The organism is Peptacetobacter hominis (assembly GCF_006861675.1).
Taxonomy (GTDB): domain Bacteria; phylum Bacillota; class Clostridia; order Peptostreptococcales; family Peptostreptococcaceae; genus Peptacetobacter; species Peptacetobacter hominis.
The window spans coordinates 23,830-42,368 of the sequence record NZ_SGJB01000010.1; the positions used below are offsets into that span (position 1 = coordinate 23,830).

16 protein-coding genes and 1 other annotated feature are annotated in these 18,539 nt (G+C 33.4%); of the genes, 3 read left to right on the forward strand and 13 right to left on the reverse strand.

Features of this window, described 5'->3' with window-relative positions; genetic code table 11:
* Positions 1-9: 9 nt before the first annotated feature.
* Together EXD82_RS06445 and EXD82_RS06450 are read left to right on the forward strand one after the other, a co-directional pair.
* A complete protein-coding gene (locus EXD82_RS06445) occupies positions 10-1,782 on the forward strand; it encodes an Rqc2 family fibronectin-binding protein (RefSeq protein ID WP_142536101.1) in 1,773 nt (590 codons plus the stop codon).
* A gap of 221 nt (positions 1,783-2,003) precedes the next feature.
* Entirely contained in the window at positions 2,004-3,080 is a 1,077-nt protein-coding gene (locus EXD82_RS06450) for a M24 family metallopeptidase (RefSeq protein WP_142536102.1), read from the forward strand.
* A 99-nt stretch (positions 3,081-3,179) separates the two neighbouring features.
* Here EXD82_RS06450 and EXD82_RS06455 read toward each other — a convergent pair whose 3' ends face one another.
* Positions 3,180-4,517 carry a hemolysin family protein gene (locus EXD82_RS06455; RefSeq protein ID WP_142536103.1) on the reverse strand — a complete coding sequence of 446 codons (1,338 nt, stop codon included), beginning with the start codon at positions 4,515-4,517 and terminating at the stop codon, positions 3,180-3,182.
* 244 nt (positions 4,518-4,761) lie between these two features.
* The gene (locus EXD82_RS06460; protein WP_142536104.1) at positions 4,762-5,607 is read right to left on the reverse strand and encodes a DegV family protein; all 846 of its coding nucleotides are present in this window, start codon (positions 5,605-5,607) and stop codon (positions 4,762-4,764) included.
* A 171-nt stretch (positions 5,608-5,778) separates the two neighbouring features.
* Here EXD82_RS06460 and EXD82_RS06465 point away from each other — a divergent pair, with 171 nt between their 5' ends.
* Positions 5,779-6,363, forward strand: coding sequence for a TetR/AcrR family transcriptional regulator (locus tag EXD82_RS06465; RefSeq protein ID WP_142536105.1), 585 nt, complete (start codon positions 5,779-5,781; stop codon positions 6,361-6,363).
* 61 nt (positions 6,364-6,424) lie between these two features.
* Here EXD82_RS06465 and EXD82_RS06470 read toward each other — a convergent pair whose 3' ends face one another.
* From EXD82_RS06470 to EXD82_RS06520, 11 genes are all read right to left on the reverse strand, one after another.
* The gene (locus tag EXD82_RS06470; RefSeq protein WP_142536106.1) at positions 6,425-7,360 is read right to left on the reverse strand and encodes a DMT family transporter; all 936 of its coding nucleotides are present in this window, start codon (positions 7,358-7,360) and stop codon (positions 6,425-6,427) included.
* Positions 7,361-7,479: 119 nt separating this feature from the next.
* Positions 7,480-10,599, reverse strand: a complete 3,120-nt coding sequence (ileS, locus tag EXD82_RS06475) for an isoleucine--tRNA ligase (RefSeq protein WP_142536107.1) — start codon at positions 10,597-10,599, stop codon at positions 7,480-7,482.
* Positions 10,600-10,678: 79 nt separating this feature from the next.
* Positions 10,679-10,908, reverse strand: a binding site (T-box leader).
* A 120-nt stretch (positions 10,909-11,028) separates the two neighbouring features.
* Positions 11,029-11,652: a DivIVA domain-containing protein gene (locus EXD82_RS06480; RefSeq protein WP_142536108.1), complete on the reverse strand. Its 624-nt coding sequence runs from the start codon at positions 11,650-11,652 to the stop codon at positions 11,029-11,031.
* 15 nt (positions 11,653-11,667) lie between these two features.
* The gene (locus tag EXD82_RS06485) at positions 11,668-12,453 is read right to left on the reverse strand and encodes a YlmH family RNA-binding protein (RefSeq protein WP_142536109.1); all 786 of its coding nucleotides are present in this window, start codon (positions 12,451-12,453) and stop codon (positions 11,668-11,670) included.
* Positions 12,453-12,701: a YggT family protein gene (locus EXD82_RS06490; RefSeq protein ID WP_142536110.1), complete on the reverse strand. Its 249-nt coding sequence runs from the start codon at positions 12,699-12,701 to the stop codon at positions 12,453-12,455. Before EXD82_RS06490 ends, EXD82_RS06485 begins: the two co-directional genes overlap by 1 nt.
* Before the next feature lie 19 nt (positions 12,702-12,720).
* Positions 12,721-13,173, reverse strand: a complete 453-nt coding sequence (locus EXD82_RS06495; protein WP_142536111.1) for a cell division protein SepF — start codon at positions 13,171-13,173, stop codon at positions 12,721-12,723.
* Between the two features lie 15 nt (positions 13,174-13,188).
* Complete coding sequence (locus tag EXD82_RS06500; protein ID WP_142536112.1) at positions 13,189-13,896, reverse strand: YggS family pyridoxal phosphate-dependent enzyme; 708 nt, start codon at positions 13,894-13,896, stop codon at positions 13,189-13,191.
* 102 nt (positions 13,897-13,998) lie between these two features.
* Positions 13,999-15,027 carry an NAD(P)H-dependent glycerol-3-phosphate dehydrogenase gene (locus EXD82_RS06505; RefSeq protein WP_142536113.1) on the reverse strand — a complete coding sequence of 343 codons (1,029 nt, stop codon included), beginning with the start codon at positions 15,025-15,027 and terminating at the stop codon, positions 13,999-14,001.
* An 18-nt stretch (positions 15,028-15,045) separates the two neighbouring features.
* Complete coding sequence (gene plsY / locus EXD82_RS06510; RefSeq protein WP_142536114.1) at positions 15,046-15,660, reverse strand: glycerol-3-phosphate 1-O-acyltransferase PlsY; 615 nt, start codon at positions 15,658-15,660, stop codon at positions 15,046-15,048.
* Between the two features lie 21 nt (positions 15,661-15,681).
* Positions 15,682-17,007, reverse strand: a complete 1,326-nt coding sequence (der, locus tag EXD82_RS06515; RefSeq protein WP_281282230.1) for a ribosome biogenesis GTPase Der — start codon at positions 17,005-17,007, stop codon at positions 15,682-15,684.
* Positions 17,008-17,036: 29 nt separating this feature from the next.
* A complete protein-coding gene (locus EXD82_RS06520) occupies positions 17,037-18,365 on the reverse strand; it encodes a DUF512 domain-containing protein (protein ID WP_142536115.1) in 1,329 nt (442 codons plus the stop codon).
* Positions 18,366-18,539: the final 174 nt, after the last annotated feature.

The following is an 18,539-nucleotide window of genomic DNA, read 5'->3' on the forward strand; positions in this document are numbered from 1 at the left end:
AGATTTCAAATGGCATTAGATGGTTTAGTTGTACATTCACTTGCCGATGAATTAGGCAGATGTCTGTGCGGCGCTAAAATAGATAAGGTTTATCAGCCTGAGGAAGACGAGATACTTCTTCAGATAAGAAACCACAAAATAAACTACAGACTTGTACTTAGTGCAAGTGCATCAAATCCAAGAGTATATCTTGCGGATGACTACAAAAAAAGCAATCCAAAGAAAGCACCTATGTTTTGCATGCTTCTCAGAAAATACATTCAGGGTGGAGTTATAACTGCTGTAGAACAGGTAGGATTTGAAAGAATACTTAAAATAAGCGTCGAATCTTTTGACGAACTGAAGGAAAAAAGTATAAAAAATATCTACATAGAAATAATGGGAAGACACAGCAACATAATTCTTGTATCAGAAAAAGACAATAGAATTATAGATGCTGTAAAAAGAGTTCCTGTAAGTGTCAGCAGAGTAAGACAGATTCTTCCAGGACAGGATTATGTGCTTCCTCCTTCTCAGGACAAGCTAAGTCCACTTGAAAAAATAGAATTGGATGAATTCTCATCTTCTATTAGATTACATGATATGCCTGTTTTTAAGGCTATATATTCTTCTATATTAGGTGTAAGTCCAACTGTTGCCAGAGAGATATGCTTCAGGGCTGGAGTTGATAAAAGTGAACTTGCTCCTTCTCTTTCTGATTCTGAAATAGAGAAAATATACAATTCATTTGAAAGTATATTTTCATCAGTTAGAAAGAATGAATTTTCACCTTGTATAATAATCAATGAAAAAGTCGATAGAATAGTTGATTTCAGTTGTATTGACCTTCTTATGTACCACGAAATAACATCTATAAAAAGAGATAGTATTTCCGCAGTCATAGAAGAATACTACAGAACAAAGGATATAAAAGATAGAATCCATCAGAAATCAGCTGTAATGAAGAAAAATATTTCCATAAAACTTGAACGACTTATCCACAAGCTTGAAAAACAGAAAAAGGAACTTATAGAATCCGAAAACGCTGAGGAGTTCAAAATAAAGGGAGAACTTATAACGTCATATATATACATGATAGAAAAAGGTATGGAAAGTGTTGAGGTTCAGAATTTCTATGATCCTGAATACTCAAATATAACAATAACTTTAAATAAAAATCTTACTCCTTCAGAAAATGCTCAGAAATACTTTAAAAAATACAACAAGCTTAAAAATGCAAAAGTTGAAATTACACATCAGATGAGTATGACAAAAGAGGAAGTAGACTATCTCGAAAATATTATATTTTCTATAGAAAACTGTGAAAATACAAAAGAACTTAGAGATATAAGGGAAGAGCTTATAAAAACCGGTTATGTGAAATCACAGAAAAAGATTGGCAAAAAAGACAACCAGCCTTCAACTGCACCACTTGAGTTCATATCTTCTGACGGCGTAAAAATACTTGTCGGAAAAAATAACAGACAGAATGACTATCTTACACTTAGACTTGCAGACAACGATGATATATGGATGCACACAAAGGACATCCCTGGTTCTCACGTCATAGTAAAATGTGCCGGAACTGAAGTAAGTGATAAAACACTTACTGAGGCTGCTACTCTTGCTGCATACTACAGTAAAGCCAGAATGTCTGCAAAGGTTCCAGTTGATTATACAAAAAGAAAAAATGTCAAAAAACCTTCAGGTGCAAAACCTGGTATGGTTATATACGAAACAAATAATACAGCATATGTAGATCCTTCAGAGGAAGTCGTTGCATCACTAAAAATAAAGGAATAATTCAAAAGAGAGATGATAATTTTTCATCTCTCTTTTTTAATGTGAGTGAATTTATTTTGATTATATTTTCATATTTTCTTTAATTATGTAAATACGTTTGCCCCGATTTTAAATATTTCTGACTTTTTTTACAAAAAGGTATTCCATTTTAAATTTATTGTGCTAAAATTAAATATGGTAATACATTTATGTAATACAATTTTAGCAGGAGGTAGTTTACAATGAAAACTCAGAGATTAAATGCTGTTTTAGAGCAGATGAAAAAAGACGGTATCCAGCAGATGATAGTGAGTGATCCATACTCAATATTCTACTTAACTGGATTAATGCTACACACAGGAGAAAGATTATTTGCTTTATACCTAAATGTAGACGGAAACCACAAATTATTCGTTAACGAATTATTCCCAATAGAAGAAGATCTTGGTGTTGAAAAAGTTATATTCAAAGACACTGATGATTCTGTAAAAGTTGTTGCTGATAGAGTTGATCACAACGCTGTTATGGGAATAGACAAAAACTGGCCAGCTAGATTCCTTCTTGGATTAATGGAACTTGGAGCTGGAAGCAAATTCGTAAACGGTTCTTATATAATAGACAGATTAAGAATGTGCAAAGACGAAGAAGAAAAAGAATTAATGAGAAAAGCTTCTGCGTTAAATGATAAAGCTGTTGAAAAACTTGAAGCAGCTATAACTGGTGATTTAACAGAAAAACAGTTAGTAAGTGTATTAAAAGGTATATATGAAGAATTAGGAGCAGACGGACTTTCTTTCGATCCAATAATAGGATTTGCTGCAAACGGAGCTAACCCACACGGTGAGCCTGGTGACAGATACGTTAAAGAAGGAGACGCTATAATACTTGACCTTGGATGCGTTAAAGATCACTACTGTTCAGATATGACAAGAACTGTATTCTACAAATCAGTTCCTGAAAAAGGTAAAGAAATATTTGAAATAGTTCTTGAAGCTAATAAGAGAGCTATAGAAAAAGTTAAACCAGGTGTAAGATTCTGTGATATAGATGCAGCTGCAAGAGACTACATAACTGAAAAAGGTTATGGAGAATACTTCACTCACAGAACTGGACATTCTATAGGATTAGAGTGCCACGATCTTGGTGACGTTTCTGCAGTTAACACTGACGAATTAAAACCAGGTATGATATTCTCAGTTGAGCCAGGTATATATCTACCAGGAGAATTCGGTGTAAGAATAGAAGACCTTATACTAGTAACTGAAGATGGTTATGAAAATCTAAACAGCTTCAACAAAGAATTAGTTGTTGTTGGTTAATATTGAATTTAAAGGATGCTGAAATTCAGCATCCTTTTTTATTTTATGTACAAATTAAAAGAGAGATGAAAACTTCACCTCTCCTGCATATTATAAATTTTATTTCTCGATATGTTTATCTGTTCTTTTGTTTACTGTTACAATAGCCTTTTCGATTTTTCTGTTTTCTATCTTTTCAACCTTTATCCTGATGCCATGCACTGCAACCTCAATTCCAGTTGCATCTGAAGGTATTGTTCGTAGACAGCTATAAACCATTCCCGCAACAGTATCATATGGAAGATTCTCCGGAAATTCTACATCTATTTCATCCGATAAATCCGAAATAATGGTATTTCCTCTTACAGACCACTCTGTTTCAGATATTTTCAGAATATCCTTATCTTCTTCATCATCAAATTCGTCATATATATTACCAACTATTTCCTCTATAAGATCCTCCATAGTAACAATACCAGAATTATCTCCGTATTCATCTATTACTATTGCTATATGAGTTTTATTTTTCTGCATATCCTTAAAAAGAACTGCAGCTTTCATGTTGTCTGAAACAAGATATGCCGGTCTTAAAATATTTCTTATATCAAATTTATCTATGTCACATGAATTTCTAAGCCCTATGAAAAATTCTCGGGCATTCATTATACCCAATATTTCATTTTCATCATCGCCATAGACAGGGTATCTGGAATATCCATATTCTTCTATTATCTTTTCAATTTCATCCGGTTTCATATCTACAGATATAGAAATAACATCCGATTTTCTGGCCATAACAGATTTTACAACTTCATCACCGAAATCAAATACATTCTCTATCCATTCTCTTTCATCTTCTTCTATTTCTCCACTTTCCTGTCCCATACCTACCATGAGCCTTATCTCTTCCTCTGTTATCTTTTCCTCTTCTGCTTCTGTTTTCATTCCAATCAGCCTAAGTATGGTGTTTGTAGATACCGATAAAAACCACACCACTGGTCTTACTGCAGAAGATATAAACGATACCGGAACACAGGATATTTTAGCTATCTCCATCGGCTTTTGCATAGCTATTCTTTTGGGAACAAGTTCACCAAATATAAGCGTAAAATAAGAAAGTATAAGTGTTATAACGACCACAGCTATGGTATCCAGTGTCGTTTCCGGTATATTTCTTAATCCAAGATCGTTATAAACCCAATTCACTAGATATCCTGAAAAATTGTCAGCAGCAAATGCACTTCCCAGGAATCCTGCCAGTGTTATACCTATCTGTATAGTGGATAAAAATCCTGACGGATCTTCTGATATTTTAAGAAGCTTTCCAGCAGTTTTATCCCCTTCTTCATACATAGCCTTAAGCCTGGCAGTATTTACAGAGATAAGCGCTATCTCTGTCATTGCAAAAAACGCATTCAGTAGTATAAGTACCACCTGTAAAATTAATTGTCCATACATTATTATAATCTCTCCATTCTATTCAATATATTATACGTTTTAATACTCATAACCTAATATGTATACTAAAGCACTCTTTTTGAATAGATACAGTAGAGCCTATACAATTTTTTTGATATTATTGAATACCTTTTCGATTCTTCCTCGTCATCTGAGTCCATAAAATCCTCTTTCCTTTATGTTTATTTAATCTATATTATATTATATCAATAAAGTTTTTTCAAGAATTTTATATATGAAATAACTATATTTCTGCTGCATTAAGAAGTATACATCCTTCAGCTGCATAAGTTCCCATTATAGGACCTATTTCACATATAACAACTTCCTTAAATGCTTTAAGCTTTTCTATTTCAATTTTTACTTTTTCAGCTTTTTCAGGAAGATTTGAATGTCCTATAAACAGAGTCTTATTCTCTGTATTTTCCTGCTTATCAAGAAACAGAGATATAAGTTTTCTTACACTATTCCCTTCTCCTCTTGCTTTATCAAATGGATGAACAAGTCCACCCTCAACTTTTATAAGTGCTTTAAAATTAAATGTATTTATTATACTTCCAGCCAATTTACTTATTCTTCCGCCCTTTATTGCATTTTCAAGAGTCTGAAGTACTCCAAAAAATGCCTCTTTATCTATAAGTTTCATTATGGCTTTTTCTATTTCATCCGCACTTTTTCCATCTTCAGAAAGTTTAGCAGCATAATACACAAGTAAACCTTCTCCTATAGAACCACTTAATGTATCTATTACTCTTATATCTACTCCACCATCTTCATCATACATGCTTTTTGCAAGTACAGCACTATTGTATGTTCCTGAAAGTTTTGAGCTTATACTTATAACAACTACATCTGTATTCTCCTCTTTATATAAATCAAGAAATCTGTCTGGAGATGGACATGCTGTTTTTGGAAGCTGAGATTCCTGTTTCATTCTCTTATAGAAAGTATCATTATCCATTCCTACTCCCTCTTCAAATCTATCTTCACCGAATATTACATCAAGACCTATAACTTTTATACCATATTTTTCAACTATTTCTATAGGCAGGTCACTTGCACTATCTGTTATTATTCTTACTTTACTCATCTTTATTCCTCTTTCATACGTTTTTTCGGTCGGCCGACCGATTTACTTTTATTTTAATATCCTATTCCTATATTGTCAACTTATATTTATATACTGCGGATAAGTATATTTGACAGCTTTATGGTTAGATACTATAATTAAGTTATAAATTTTTAAAAGAAGGGTTTTTTTATGAAATCAAACAACAATACAAAGCAGATTATTCTTGAGTCTGCATCTAAACTTATAGCAAAACAGGGCGTTAAAAGTACAAGCCTTGCAGATATAGCGAAATATTCTAATATAAGCAAAGGTACACTTTATTACTACTATTCTTCAAAATACGATATTATAGCTGATATAGCAGATACTCATCTTGAAATAATTACAAAGGCTGTACTCGACTGTGTAAAAAATGTTACCGGCGATGAAGATACATTCAGTCTTGTTCAGGTAATAGTTGATAGAATATCCACTATATCATCTACCGGCAGAATACATATGTACCTTATATGTGAAGCAATTACTGAAAATGAAGCTCTAAGACTTCAGTTTGCTGAAAAATACAGAGAATGGAGATTCACTTTAAGAGAGGAACTTATAAAGGCTTTCGGTGGTATTAAAGATGAGAGAGAAATAGAGGCCTTATCTTTTCTTCTTATATCAGTAGTCGATGGACTTGTTATGCAGAGCCTTCTCAAAGCTGAAAATATTCCATATTCGGATATTGCAAAATGTCTTGTAGATACAATAGTTACAAAAAAAACACGTGATTAATCACGTGTTTTTCTATTTATATATACAAACTGTATTATATTTTATATAATTATTTCAAAAATTAATATCTGTTTCTTTTGTACCTCAGGATTCCAATTTTTTCTCTTACTTTATCAAGATCTGTTTCAAGGATACAAGCCGCTGATATAACTATAAAAGCTCCCAGTAACTGTATCTCAGACATTGTTTCTCCAAATATTATAAATGCGAATACACTTCCAAGTATTGGTTCAAGTGATACAAGTATACTTGTAACCTGAGTTTCTATATACTCTGTAGATTTAACATAGAATGTACTTGCTATGAATGTAGATAATACCGCTATTGCGAATGCGTTTATGATTACTCTTACTGAATAGACTCCTGTAAATGCAGAGGCAATATTTGAAAAATCTGCAAAGAATGAAAGTACTATTGTACTTGATATAAATCCATATACAAGTATAGAATCCTTTGAATATTTACCTTCAAAGAATCTTGGAATAACTATCTGCATTGCAAATGTTATACCATTTATAAGTCCTGCTGCAACTCCTATAACATCAAGGTTATTTCCACCTGTAGATATTACATCTGATATACATACACATCCAAGTATGCACATTATTATTACTGCAACTTTTTTCTTTGTCATCTTGTCCTTAAATATTACTGCACCAAATATACTTACCCAGATAGGATTTGTAAACATAAGAACTGTTGCCACTGATATAGGTACTCTTGCAACCGATACATTATATGTCATGAATCCAAGCACAAAACATATTATTCCATATACCGCTCCAGCTACAACTGCTCCTATTCCACTTTTTAAATCTTCAGGCTTTCTTATAAGCATATATATAAAGAAAAGAACTCCAGCTACAGAACATCTTATAAATGCTATATCCATAGCAGAAAGACCTGAATTAGAAAGAATTCTACTGTTTATACCCATAAGCCCCCAGAAAGTAGTTGCTATAAGTACAAGCATAATACCTTTTCTTCTGTCTTCCAAAGAATATACCCCCTTTTTTTCTGCACATTAAAGAAGTGCCCCGAATAAACGAAACACTTCTTTATATTTTATACTCACATTATAGTATATTTTATAGATTTTTCCAATACCTGATAGTATTATTTTTTAGTTACTTTTATACCAGTCATATGGTCGTTTAAGTTGTGCTGTTCAAGAGTTGAATCTTCTACTCTGTTAAGCTCAACTGCAAGAGTTTCTGACTTGATATAGTCTTCAAATGCTGCTACAGCTTTTGCTATTTCATCATCTGAACAGTAGTCTATTACTATATTGTCAAGAACCTCAAAGTTTGCTGCTTTTCTAAGCTGCTGAACTTTAGATACAAATTCTCTTGCATAACCTTCATTTATAAGTTCTTCGTTAAGCTCAGTATCAAGTATTACGAATAGGTTATTCTGCATTGATACGTTGAATCCTTCTTTTGCTGTTATGTTTACAAGAACATAATCCTTACCAAATTCGAAGTCTTCTCCTGAAAGGTTAACTGTAAGCTTTTCACCTGCTTCAAGTTTTGCAACTGTATCATGTGCATTAAGTTCAGTAAGAGCTTTTCCAAACTCGTTTACTTTCTTACCAAGCACTGATCCAACTTCTCTGAAGTTTGGTTTTAAGCTGTAGTTCATGTATTCGCTAAGGTCTTTTGCAAATACAACTTCTTTAACGTTAAGCTCTTCTTTTATTATATCTATAAGATCTGAAAGAACTTCTTCGTATTTACCGTCTATTAATACTTCTTTTAGAGGCTGACGAACTTTTATTCTTGAGTTTTCTCTTGAAGCTCTACCTAATGTTACAAGGTTTTTAGCAAGGTCCATTTTTTCCTCAAGTTTTTCATCTATAAGCTCTTTATTACATCTTGGATATGATGCAAGATGTACTGATTCCTCTCCTGTAAGATTTCTGTACATTTCTTCTGATAGATAAGGAGCAAATGGAGCTATTACTCTACATAACTCAGTAAGAACTTCATATGTAGTGTTGTATACTGATTTCTTGTCTTCAGTAAGCTCTGTTTCCCAGAATCTTCTTCTAGATCTTCTTATATACCAGTTAGAAAGGTCATCATTTATGAATTCCTGTATTCTTCTTATAGTTTTGTTTACCTCAAATATTTCAAGGTTTTCTTCTATTTCAGCCTTAAGGTTGTTGAACTTAGATAGTATCCATCTGTCTAGTTCTGATCTGTCTTTGTATTCAACGAAGAAGTCAGCAGGATTTATTCCATCTGTATTCGCATATAGAGTGAAGAAGTTATATACGTTCTTCATTGTTCCTATAAACTTAGACTGAACTTCTTTTAATCCATCAAGGTCGAATCTTATTGGAGTCCATGGTGGAGAAACGTATAGAAGATACCATCTTAAGGCGTCTGCACCATACTCATCGAACAATTCGAATGGGTTAACTGTATTTCCTCTTGATTTTGACATTTTCTTACCGTCTTTATCAAGTACAAGGTCGTTTACAAGTACATTTTTGTAAGGAGCTTTTCCAGTTACAAATGTAGATACCGCAAGTAATGAGTAGAACCATCCTCTTGTCTGGTCTATACCTTCACAGATATAATCTGCAGGGAATAACTCATCAAAGTTTTCCTTGTTTTCAAATGGATAGTGATGCTGTGCAAATGGCATTGATCCTGAATCGAACCAGCAGTCTATAACGTCTTTAACTCTTGTCATAGGCTTACCACATTTTGGACACTTAAGATGTATTTCATCTACATATGGTCTATGAAGTTCTACAGTTTTTGGATCTATATCTTCTATTGCCATATCTGCAAGTTCCTGTCTAGAACCTACTGATTCAGTGTTTCCACATTCACATCTCCACATTGGAAGAGGAGTTCCCCAGTATCTACTTCTTGATATAGCCCAGTCCTTTAATTCTTCTAGCCAGTTTCCAAATCTTCCCTGACCTACGAATTCAGGATACCAGTTTACTGTATTATTGTTTTCTATTAATTTATCTTTAAGTTTAGTCATCTCTATATACCAGCTTGGTTTAGCGTAGTATACAAGTGGAGTCTGACATCTCCAGCAGTGAGGATAGTTGTGTGCAACTTTCTCTTTGCTGAATAATTTATTTTCTTTTGCTAACCATTTTATTATTTCAACATCTAGTCCTTCTTCCATTACGAATTTACCTTTCCATGGAGTGGCAGTAAATTCACCGTTTTCATCAACCGGCTGAAGAACTGGAAGTCCGTATTTTTTACCACAGTTGTAGTCGTCTTCCCCGAATGCTGGTGCTGTATGAACTATACCAGTACCATCTTCAGTTGTTACATAATCTGCACATGTAACGAAGAATGCTTTTTTGTCTGGCTGAACAAAATCCATAAGCTGTTCATATTCAACATACTCAAGATCTTTACCAAGCATTTTTTCTACAACTTCATATTCAGTATCCTTCATTACCTTTTCGGCTAAAGGTTCTGCAAAATAATAGTATTCATCCACATCTGCAGGTTTAACTTTAAGATAAGTAACCTCTGGATTTACTGTTAATGATACGTTTGAAGGAAGAGTCCATGGAGTAGTTGTCCATGCAAGGAAGTACTCATTTTCAGTTCCTTTTCTCTTGAATTTAGCAACTAATGTATTGCTCTTAACTTCTTTATACCCCTGTGCAACCTCATGTGAAGCAAGTCCTGTTCCACATCTTGGACAGTAAGGAAGTATTTTATGTCCTTCGTACATATATCCTTCTTTGTTGAATTTATTAAGTATCCACCAAACTGATTCTATATAATCATTGTCTAGTGTTATATATGGATTATCAAGGTCAACTTCATAAGCCATTCTTTCTGTCATATTTCTCCACTGTTTTTCAAATGTGAAAACAGATTCTCTACATTTATCACAGAATTCAGCTATTCCGTAATCTTCTATTGCCTGTTTATCTGCAAGTCCAAGTTCTTTTTCAACCTGTATCTCAACTGGAAGACCGTGAGTATCCCAACCAGCTTTTCTTTTTACCTGGTATCCACACATTGTTTTATATCTACATACCCAGTCTTTAAGTGTTCTTGCAACAACGTGGTGTATTCCAGGGTTTCCGTTTGCTGTAGGAGGTCCCTCAAAAAATACGAAACTTGGATCGTTTTTACCTTTTTCAAGTGTTTTTTCAAGTATATTGATGTCCTGCCAGTAATCAAATACTTTTGCTTCAGCGTCTTTTACAGACGTGTCTACTAATGGTTTAAATTTTTCCATTCTCATCACCCTTTCTTAAAAATTCTATTCTTAATCCAGTAATTTTTCATAACATTAAAAAAGCCCCTTTGTATTTCTACAAAGGGACGAATTTATCGCGTTACCACCCTAATTCCATACAGCCGCATAAAACTGAACTGTACAGCACTCATATGTATAACGGTACATTACCGGAGAGACTTAATCGGATAATCCTTTCAGCCTTCAGCTCAGAAGTGATATTCAGATACATATATTTTCCGGTTCTCAGCAATCCCGGTTCTCTGTAAAAATAATCCTGTAACCTACTGTCTTCGTCAAAGCCTTTAAGATTTATTTGCTTTCTATACTTTGAAATTGTATAACAAATTGTCAGAATAGTCAATATCATTTTTAAAATTTTTCTTTATTTTACACTATTTTTATATTATACCAATGATATTTATTTAACTATATATTAAATATACTTTCCGGAGAATCTTTTTCCTCTTCTTTTATTTCTATTTCCATTGCAGATGTTGGATGTACATCATCCTCAACCTCAAATCCGTCATCATGCATAGATTCTTCCTCATCATATGATTCCATAGCACTTCTCCACTCATATTTGCTTATAAGTGTAGTGTCTATATTTGAACACATTTCATCTATATTTCTAAGTTCACCTTCAAGAAGTGCTGTAAACTTATTTTTAAATATCTTAAATTCAGAAAGAAGATTGTCGTATTCTTTTCTTATCTCTATAACACGCCCATTTGCCTCATCTATTCTCTGTTTTCCTCTGAATTCAGCTTCTTCAACTATTATTCTAGCCTTTTTATTTGCAGCAGATGTAGTATCCTCAGCCGCAGTCTGAGCTGTTATAAGAGTTTCTTTTAAAGTATCCTCTATATTAGTATACTTATCAAGCTGCTCATTATACATTTTAACTCTTTCTCTAAGCGCCTCATTTTCTCTCATAAGACTCTCATAATCTACTTTTATCCGGTCAAGGAAATCATACACCTCATCGCAGTTAAATCCTCTTACCGATTTTTTAAACACTTTTTCTTCTATTTCCTGTGGAGTAATCATTATAAACCTCCCTGATTATAATATTATTTTAGATTTAAGCTTTATTCGTCCTTTTTTTGTTATCTCTCCAATTTCAGATATTTCCGCTCTTCCTTTTCCTCTTACAGATAAAAGATCCCCGGAAACAACCTGCTTTGAAGCAGATACTATCGGTTCATAATTTAGATGAACTCTTTCAGCTTTTATATATTTAAGACTTTCCTGTCTTGATATATTATAAATTCCACTTATAACACAATCTATCCTATCTGAAGATATTGTACATCCTGTTTCCTTGTATTTTTTTTCAGATGGAATTATTTGTTCTCGTGAAATTTCTTTCACTGATACATTATTTCTTCCTACTTTTTCAAGATTCATTATTATAAAATCCGCTATGTCAGGGCTTACTATTATCTGACAGAATTTTTCATGAATCAGAATATCACCAATTTTTTCTCTTTTTATTCCAAGACCCAAAACTGATCCCAGATAATCTTTATGTGATACAGCTCTGAATCTGAAATCCCCTTCTATTTGAAGATATCTTAGACCTTCATCTATATCCTCGTACTCCATATAAAACGGGTATATAAACACTATTTTTCTTTCAGCACCCTCATATCCACCATCAGTTGTATATTTTATATCAGATTCTGAATTAAGTATCGCTTCCGCATTTCTTGTCTCATACGGGTTCATGAATTCAGTAAATCTTATATCATAGTTTTTAAGAGTTCCATTTGCTTTATCTATAACTCTGAACATTTTATTTTTAAGGTCTATGTCCTTTATATGTCCCGTAAGTCTATTTTTATCCATTAGATTAACCGCCCTTTGACAAACATAAGTATTATTATTGCTACTACAGGAGAAAAATCTACTGGACCGTCATAGTATTTATACATAACTCTCCTGATAGGACCCTCTATAGGTTCTGTGATATCATCCATTATTTTATATATTCTGCTCTGTCTGGTAGACGGAACCCATGACATAAAGCTCTTTATTACGATTATCCACGATATTATATCAACAAGATATGCTATGGATATTCTTAGTATTGTCATATCACTTCACTCCCCTGTTTTATTTCTGCCATGGGAATAAGGCTCTGCTTTCAAGTTCCTTCTTAACATTCGCATCAATATCCACATTGTTTGGAGCTATTATGAATATTGTTCCTGTAACTTTCTGTATGCTTCCTTCAAGTACATATACTGCACCGTTTATAAAATCAAATATTGATTTTTTCACAGATGAAGACACTACATCATCAAGATTTACAACTACTGTCTTTTTCTGTTTAAGACTATCCGCTATCTGTGCAACGTCTTCATATATTTTTGGAGCATATATTACAACTTTCATTGTATGATGCATGTTTACAACATTATTTACTGGAGCAGGCTGAATAGCTTCATATGAATCATCTTCATCCTCTATTTCTTCAGTTTCTTCGTATTCATCCTCATATTCATAATCATCTTCATATTCATCTGTGAACATTTTTTTCATTTTATCAATAACTTTATTAGCCATTATATTTCCTCCCGGTTATTGTTTTTTATCATAATCTCTTTTTCCAAATATAGCTGTTCCTATTCTTACCATTGTGGCTCCTTCTTCAATGGCAATTTCAAAATCATTTGTCATTCCCATAGACAGCTCTTTCATTTCAACATTTTCAATATTTTCATTATCAATTTTTTCTGATAGCTCTTTTAAACCTCTGAATACCCGTCTGATTTCATCTTCTGATGCATCAAACGGTGCCATAGTCATAAGTCCTTTTATTTTTACATACTGACAGTTTTCTGAGATATATTTTATTATAGACATAGCTTCCTCAGGAGATACACCATGTTTACTTTCTTCACCAGATATATTTACCTGAACAAGACAATCCATCTTTATATCTTTTGACTGAGCTCTCTTGTTTATTTCTTCGGCAAGAGATATACTTTCAATGGAATGTATCATACATGCCTTGTCTATTATATATTTTACCTTATTTTTCTGCAGAGTACCTATCTGATGCCATTTTACTGCATCTCCAAGAATTTCGTATTTTCTGGAAAGTTCCTGAGGCTTATTTTCACCTGCAGATTCTATTCCCGCTTCTATAGCTTCCTCAACTCTATCTGTATCAACTGTTTTTGTAACTGCTATCAGCTTTATATCATTATAATTTCTTCCCGCTTTTTCAGCTGAAGCTTTGATTCTTTTATTTATCTCATAAAGATTTTCCTTTATTGTACCCAAGATATCACCTGCTATCCATAAATTTTATATACATCTAGTAACTATTATACCAAATTTACAGACTATTGTACTAATTTAATCAATACTTTTCTAATAAGTTACCTATTTTGAACTTTTTTTATAACTTAGGCCAACCTGCTCAACCTCATGTTTCTTTTCTCTCATCATAAGTCCAACAATGGCGTCCTTAGGATCTACATTCTCATGAAGTACTGCATATATGGCATTTGTTATCGGCATATCTACACCAATCTTTTCAGCCACATCGTGAGCAACTTCTGTTGCAGTTATTCCTTCCACTACCATTTTTACCTTTTCAAGAGTTTCCTCCACACTGTATCCCTCTCCTATAAGGATACCAGCTCTTCTGTTTCTACTGTGCATACTTGTGCATGTAACTATAAGGTCTCCTATACCCGAAAGTCCTGTAAATGTAACAACCTCTGCACCCATAGCTGTACCAAGTCTGCTTATTTCAGCAATACCTCTTGTCATAAGTGCTGCCTTTGTATTGTCTCCAAATCCAAGCCCATCACATATACCTGCTCCAAATGCAATTATATTTTTCAGTGCTCCACCAAGTTCAACACCTATAAGATCAGGATTTGTGTACACTCTAAGTTTTGGAGACATAAAATAATCCTGTACTATTTCAGCTTTTTCTATATCTTCAGATGCTACAACTACAGTTGTAGGAAGATCTCTTGCCACTTCTTCAGCATGAGAAGGTCCTGAAAGCATAACATAAACATTTTGCGGAAGTTCCTCTTTACAAACCTCTGAAAGTCTCTTTCCACTTCCTTTTTCAAGACCTTTTGCTACGTTTACAAGTATCTGATCATCTTTAACTATTCCTTTTATCTGTCTGCAAAGACTTCTTACAGCCTGAGAAGGAACAGCCATAACTACCATTTTACATTCTTCTACAGCTTCTTTTATATCGTCTGTTACAGTAAGATTGCTTGGAAAAAGTACTCCCGGAAGATATTCTGTATTTTCTTTTGTCCTGTTTATTTTTTCAGCCTGTTCGCTTCTTCTTGACCACATCACTACCTCGTATCCTTTTTTAGCAAGGCTAAGAGCAAGTGCTGTTCCCCAACTTCCAGTTCCAAGTACACATAGTTTTTCCATAACAAACACCACCTAATTTTATTTATTCTTTTTCTTATCTCCTATTTTACTTTCAGTTCCGTTTATCAGCCTTTTTATGTTAGCTCTATGAGTATATATTACTGATGCAGATAAAAATAATGTAACTAAAAGGCCTGATACATTGTGCTTATAAAGCATTATAAAAGGTGAACATGATATTCCCACTACAGAACCAAGAGATACATATTTTGTAACCTCTACTATCACTATAAATATTCCAAGGCAGGTTAATGCTGCTACAGGATTTACTGCAAGCATAGCTCCAAGAGATGTAGCAACACCTTTTCCTCCTCTAAATCCAAGAATTGCAGGCCAGTTATGACCGGATACAACCGCAACTACAGCTATATATTTTGCTGTCATAACATCTACTTTCATCGCATCCGCAATCAGACCTGCTATAAGTACAGATAATGTTCCTTTTAGTACATCACCTATAAAAGTCATGGCCCCTGCTTTTTTCCCAAGTGTTCTCATTACATTAGTAGAACCTGCATTTCCAGATCCCTGAGTTCTTATATCAACACCAGTCATTCTTTTTGCTATTATATATGAAGTCGATATATTTCCAAGTAAATATCCTATAATCGCTATAAGAATATAACTAAACATTTTTACTTTAAACCCCCGATATTATCTTTTTTTCTGTCTGTATTCAAATCTTATTGAAGTACCCTCAAATCCAAAGTTTTCTCTTATTCTGTTTTCAAGGTATCTCTGATATGAGAAATGTGTAAGTTCCTTGTCATTTATAAACAGAGTTATCTTTGGAGGTTTTATATCTGTCTGTGCTCCATAGTATATTTTCAGTCTCTTACCTTTATCAGATGGTGGCTGATTAAGCATTACAGCTTCTCCTATAACTTCATTAAGCGCTGAAGTAGATATTCTCTTTGCATACTCTGATGCCACAAAATCAACTGTTTCAAGTATTTTATTCATTCTCTTATTTGTAAGAGCTGATACAAACAGTATCGGTGCATATGACATGAATGGGAATTTTGATCTTATATCATCTGTATATTTTTTTACTGTATGATTATCTTTTTCTACAAGATCCCATTTATTTATTACAAATATACATGCCTTTCCTTCATCATGAGCTATACCGGCAACCTTCGTATCCTGCTCTGTAACACCTTCATTGGCATCTATTACTATAAGTACGACATCTGCTCTATCAACTGCACTCATGGCTCTTATAACACTGTATTTTTCTATATTTTCATATATCTTGCTTTTTCTTCTAAGTCCTGCAGTATCTATAAGAAGATAATTCTGCCCATTCTTCTCAAAATATGTATCTACAGCATCTCTTGTAGTACCTGCTATCGGACTGACTATAACCCTGTCTTCACCAAGTATGTTATTAAGTATTGAACTTTTACCTGCATTTGGCTTACCAGTTATTGCAACTCTTATTGTATCCTCGTCAACCTCAGTATTAAGTCCTTCAGGGAAGTTTGCAACTATCTCATCAAGAAGATCTCCAAGTCCCATACTGTTTGCTCCTGATATCGCATGTGGTTCACCTAATCCAAGTTCATAAAAATCATATATATTGTCGTACTGACTCATACTGTCTATCTTGTTTACTACAAGTATTACAGGTTTATTTGTTCTTCTAAGAGTTTCAGCTATCTCTCTGTCAGCTGCTGTTACTCCCTGTTTTCCATCTACCACCATAAGTATTACATGAGCCATATCCATTGCAAGATTTGCCTGATTTCTCATCTGAGATACTATTATATCGTCGCTTTTCGGCTCTATACCACCAGTATCTATAAGAGTGAAATATTTATTAAGCCATTCAACTTCTGTAAATATTCTATCTCTTGTAACACCCGGTGTATCTTCTACTATAGATATTCTTTTTCCAGCAAATTTATTGAATATTGTCGATTTTCCTACGTTTGGTCTTCCTACAACCGCAACTATCGGTCTGTTCATATCTGACATATTATCATCTCCTTTTTATTTTATATTTTCTATTTAAGTATCTTTTCGACAAAATCTTTTCCGTTGTTTTCTGATGCTACAACCTCTACTCCAAGTATTTTCTCAAGTTCTTCAAGTGTAACATCGTCAAGGAATATTTCCTCATCAGCTTTCATCATACTTCTCGTTATATAAAGAGTTTCACCTTTTTCCACATCTGAAAGCTGTTTTATTAAATCCTGAGCTGTTATAAGACCTGATACAGTTATAGTCTCTCCCCAGAATTCATTTCTTATCTTATACACATTTATTTTTATCTGAGGAAATCTACTCATCACAAGTTCCGCCATTTCACATATAAATTCATATGCCGAAGAACCTGTCGCTATTGAAACAGTTTTTTCTCTGACATCAAATTCTTCAGGAATATTTTTTAATTCATATTTTATTTCTTCTCCCAGTTTTCTTATCATACCTACGCCGTCTTCAAACTGAAGAAATCCCTCATATGAATCGTAATCCGGAAGTTCTCTTTCTGCAATTATATAAAGTTCATCCGACATAAAAGCAAATCTAGAACCGAATTTATCAAAACATTTCTTCTGAAGCCCCTCAACAAGATCTATCGCTTCATTTGCTGTATCCTTGTTGAATATTTCAAGGTGTGGCAAATGTTCTCTGTGTTTTGTTATTCCTACAGGAACTATTGCTACACTATTTACATTCGGATACAATGCCGAAAGATCATTTATAGTTCTTTCAAGCTCTTTTCCGTCGTTTACTCCAGGGCATAGAACTATCTGACAGTTCATCGTTATACCGGCATCTGCAAGTCTTTCCATGATGCCATAGACTTTTCCGGCAAATCTGTTTGTTATCATTTTCTGTCTAAGTTCAGGATTAGTCGTATGTACTGATATATTTATAGGACTTATTCTATATCTTATTATATCATTTATATCCTGCTCACTCATATTTGTAAGCGTTATAAAGTTTCCCTGCAGAAAAGAAAGTCTTGAATCGTCATCCTTGAAATAAAGAGTTTCTCTCATACCCTTTGGAAGCTGATCTATAAAACAGAACATACACTTATTTCTACAGCTTTTTGCTTTATCTATTATAGGATTTGTAAATTCTATTCCAAGTTCTTCGTCAAATTCCTTTTCAATCTCATATACTACTCTCTCACCGTTCTTTGTCTCTATTTCAAGCTCTATGTAGTCATCATCTGTAAGAAATCTGTACTGTATAATATCTTTTACTTTTTCCCCGTTTACAGATATAAGTATATCTCCTATTTCTATATCAAGTTCCTCTGCTATACTGCCCGGATATACTCTGCTTATAATATTATTCGAATTTTTTACATTTACTTCCATTTGTTTCACCATCCTTCCATTTTAGTTTGTATATTTAAAATATATTATTATTCAAAGACACAAGATATCATTTTATGATAACATTTTTAATAAAAATATTCAATACTGTCAACTATTTATAACACAGGTTATCGTTTTTTAAATTATTTTTATATATTTTAGAAATTTCTGATT

Coding starts and splice junctions, on each gene's coding strand:
- EXD82_RS06460 (WP_142536104.1), bottom strand. CDS start 5,607: ATGAGTAAAGTAAGAATAATAACAGATAGTGCAAGTGACCTGCCTATA.
- EXD82_RS06445 (WP_142536101.1), top strand. CDS start 10: ATGGCATTAGATGGTTTAGTTGTACATTCACTTGCCGATGAATTAGGC.
- EXD82_RS06465 (WP_142536105.1), top strand. CDS start 5,779: ATGAAATCAAACAACAATACAAAGCAGATTATTCTTGAGTCTGCATCT.
- plsY (WP_142536114.1), bottom strand. CDS start 15,660: ATGTTTAGTTATATTCTTATAGCGATTATAGGATATTTACTTGGAAAT.
- ileS (WP_142536107.1), bottom strand. CDS start 10,599: ATGGAAAAATTTAAACCATTAGTAGACACGTCTGTAAAAGACGCTGAA.
- EXD82_RS06450 (WP_142536102.1), top strand. CDS start 2,004: ATGAAAACTCAGAGATTAAATGCTGTTTTAGAGCAGATGAAAAAAGAC.
- EXD82_RS06485 (WP_142536109.1), bottom strand. CDS start 12,453: ATGGATAAAAATAGACTTACGGGACATATAAAGGACATAGACCTTAAA.
- EXD82_RS06495 (WP_142536111.1), bottom strand. CDS start 13,173: ATGGCTAATAAAGTTATTGATAAAATGAAAAAAATGTTCACAGATGAA.
- EXD82_RS06490 (WP_142536110.1), bottom strand. CDS start 12,701: ATGACAATACTAAGAATATCCATAGCATATCTTGTTGATATAATATCG.
- der (WP_281282230.1), bottom strand. CDS start 17,007: ATGTCAGATATGAACAGACCGATAGTTGCGGTTGTAGGAAGACCAAAC.
- EXD82_RS06480 (WP_142536108.1), bottom strand. CDS start 11,652: ATGATTACTCCACAGGAAATAGAAGAAAAAGTGTTTAAAAAATCGGTA.
- EXD82_RS06505 (WP_142536113.1), bottom strand. CDS start 15,027: ATGGAAAAACTATGTGTACTTGGAACTGGAAGTTGGGGAACAGCACTT.
- EXD82_RS06520 (WP_142536115.1), bottom strand. CDS start 18,365: ATGGAAGTAAATGTAAAAAATTCGAATAATATTATAAGCAGAGTATAT.
- EXD82_RS06455 (WP_142536103.1), bottom strand. CDS start 4,517: ATGTATGGACAATTAATTTTACAGGTGGTACTTATACTACTGAATGCG.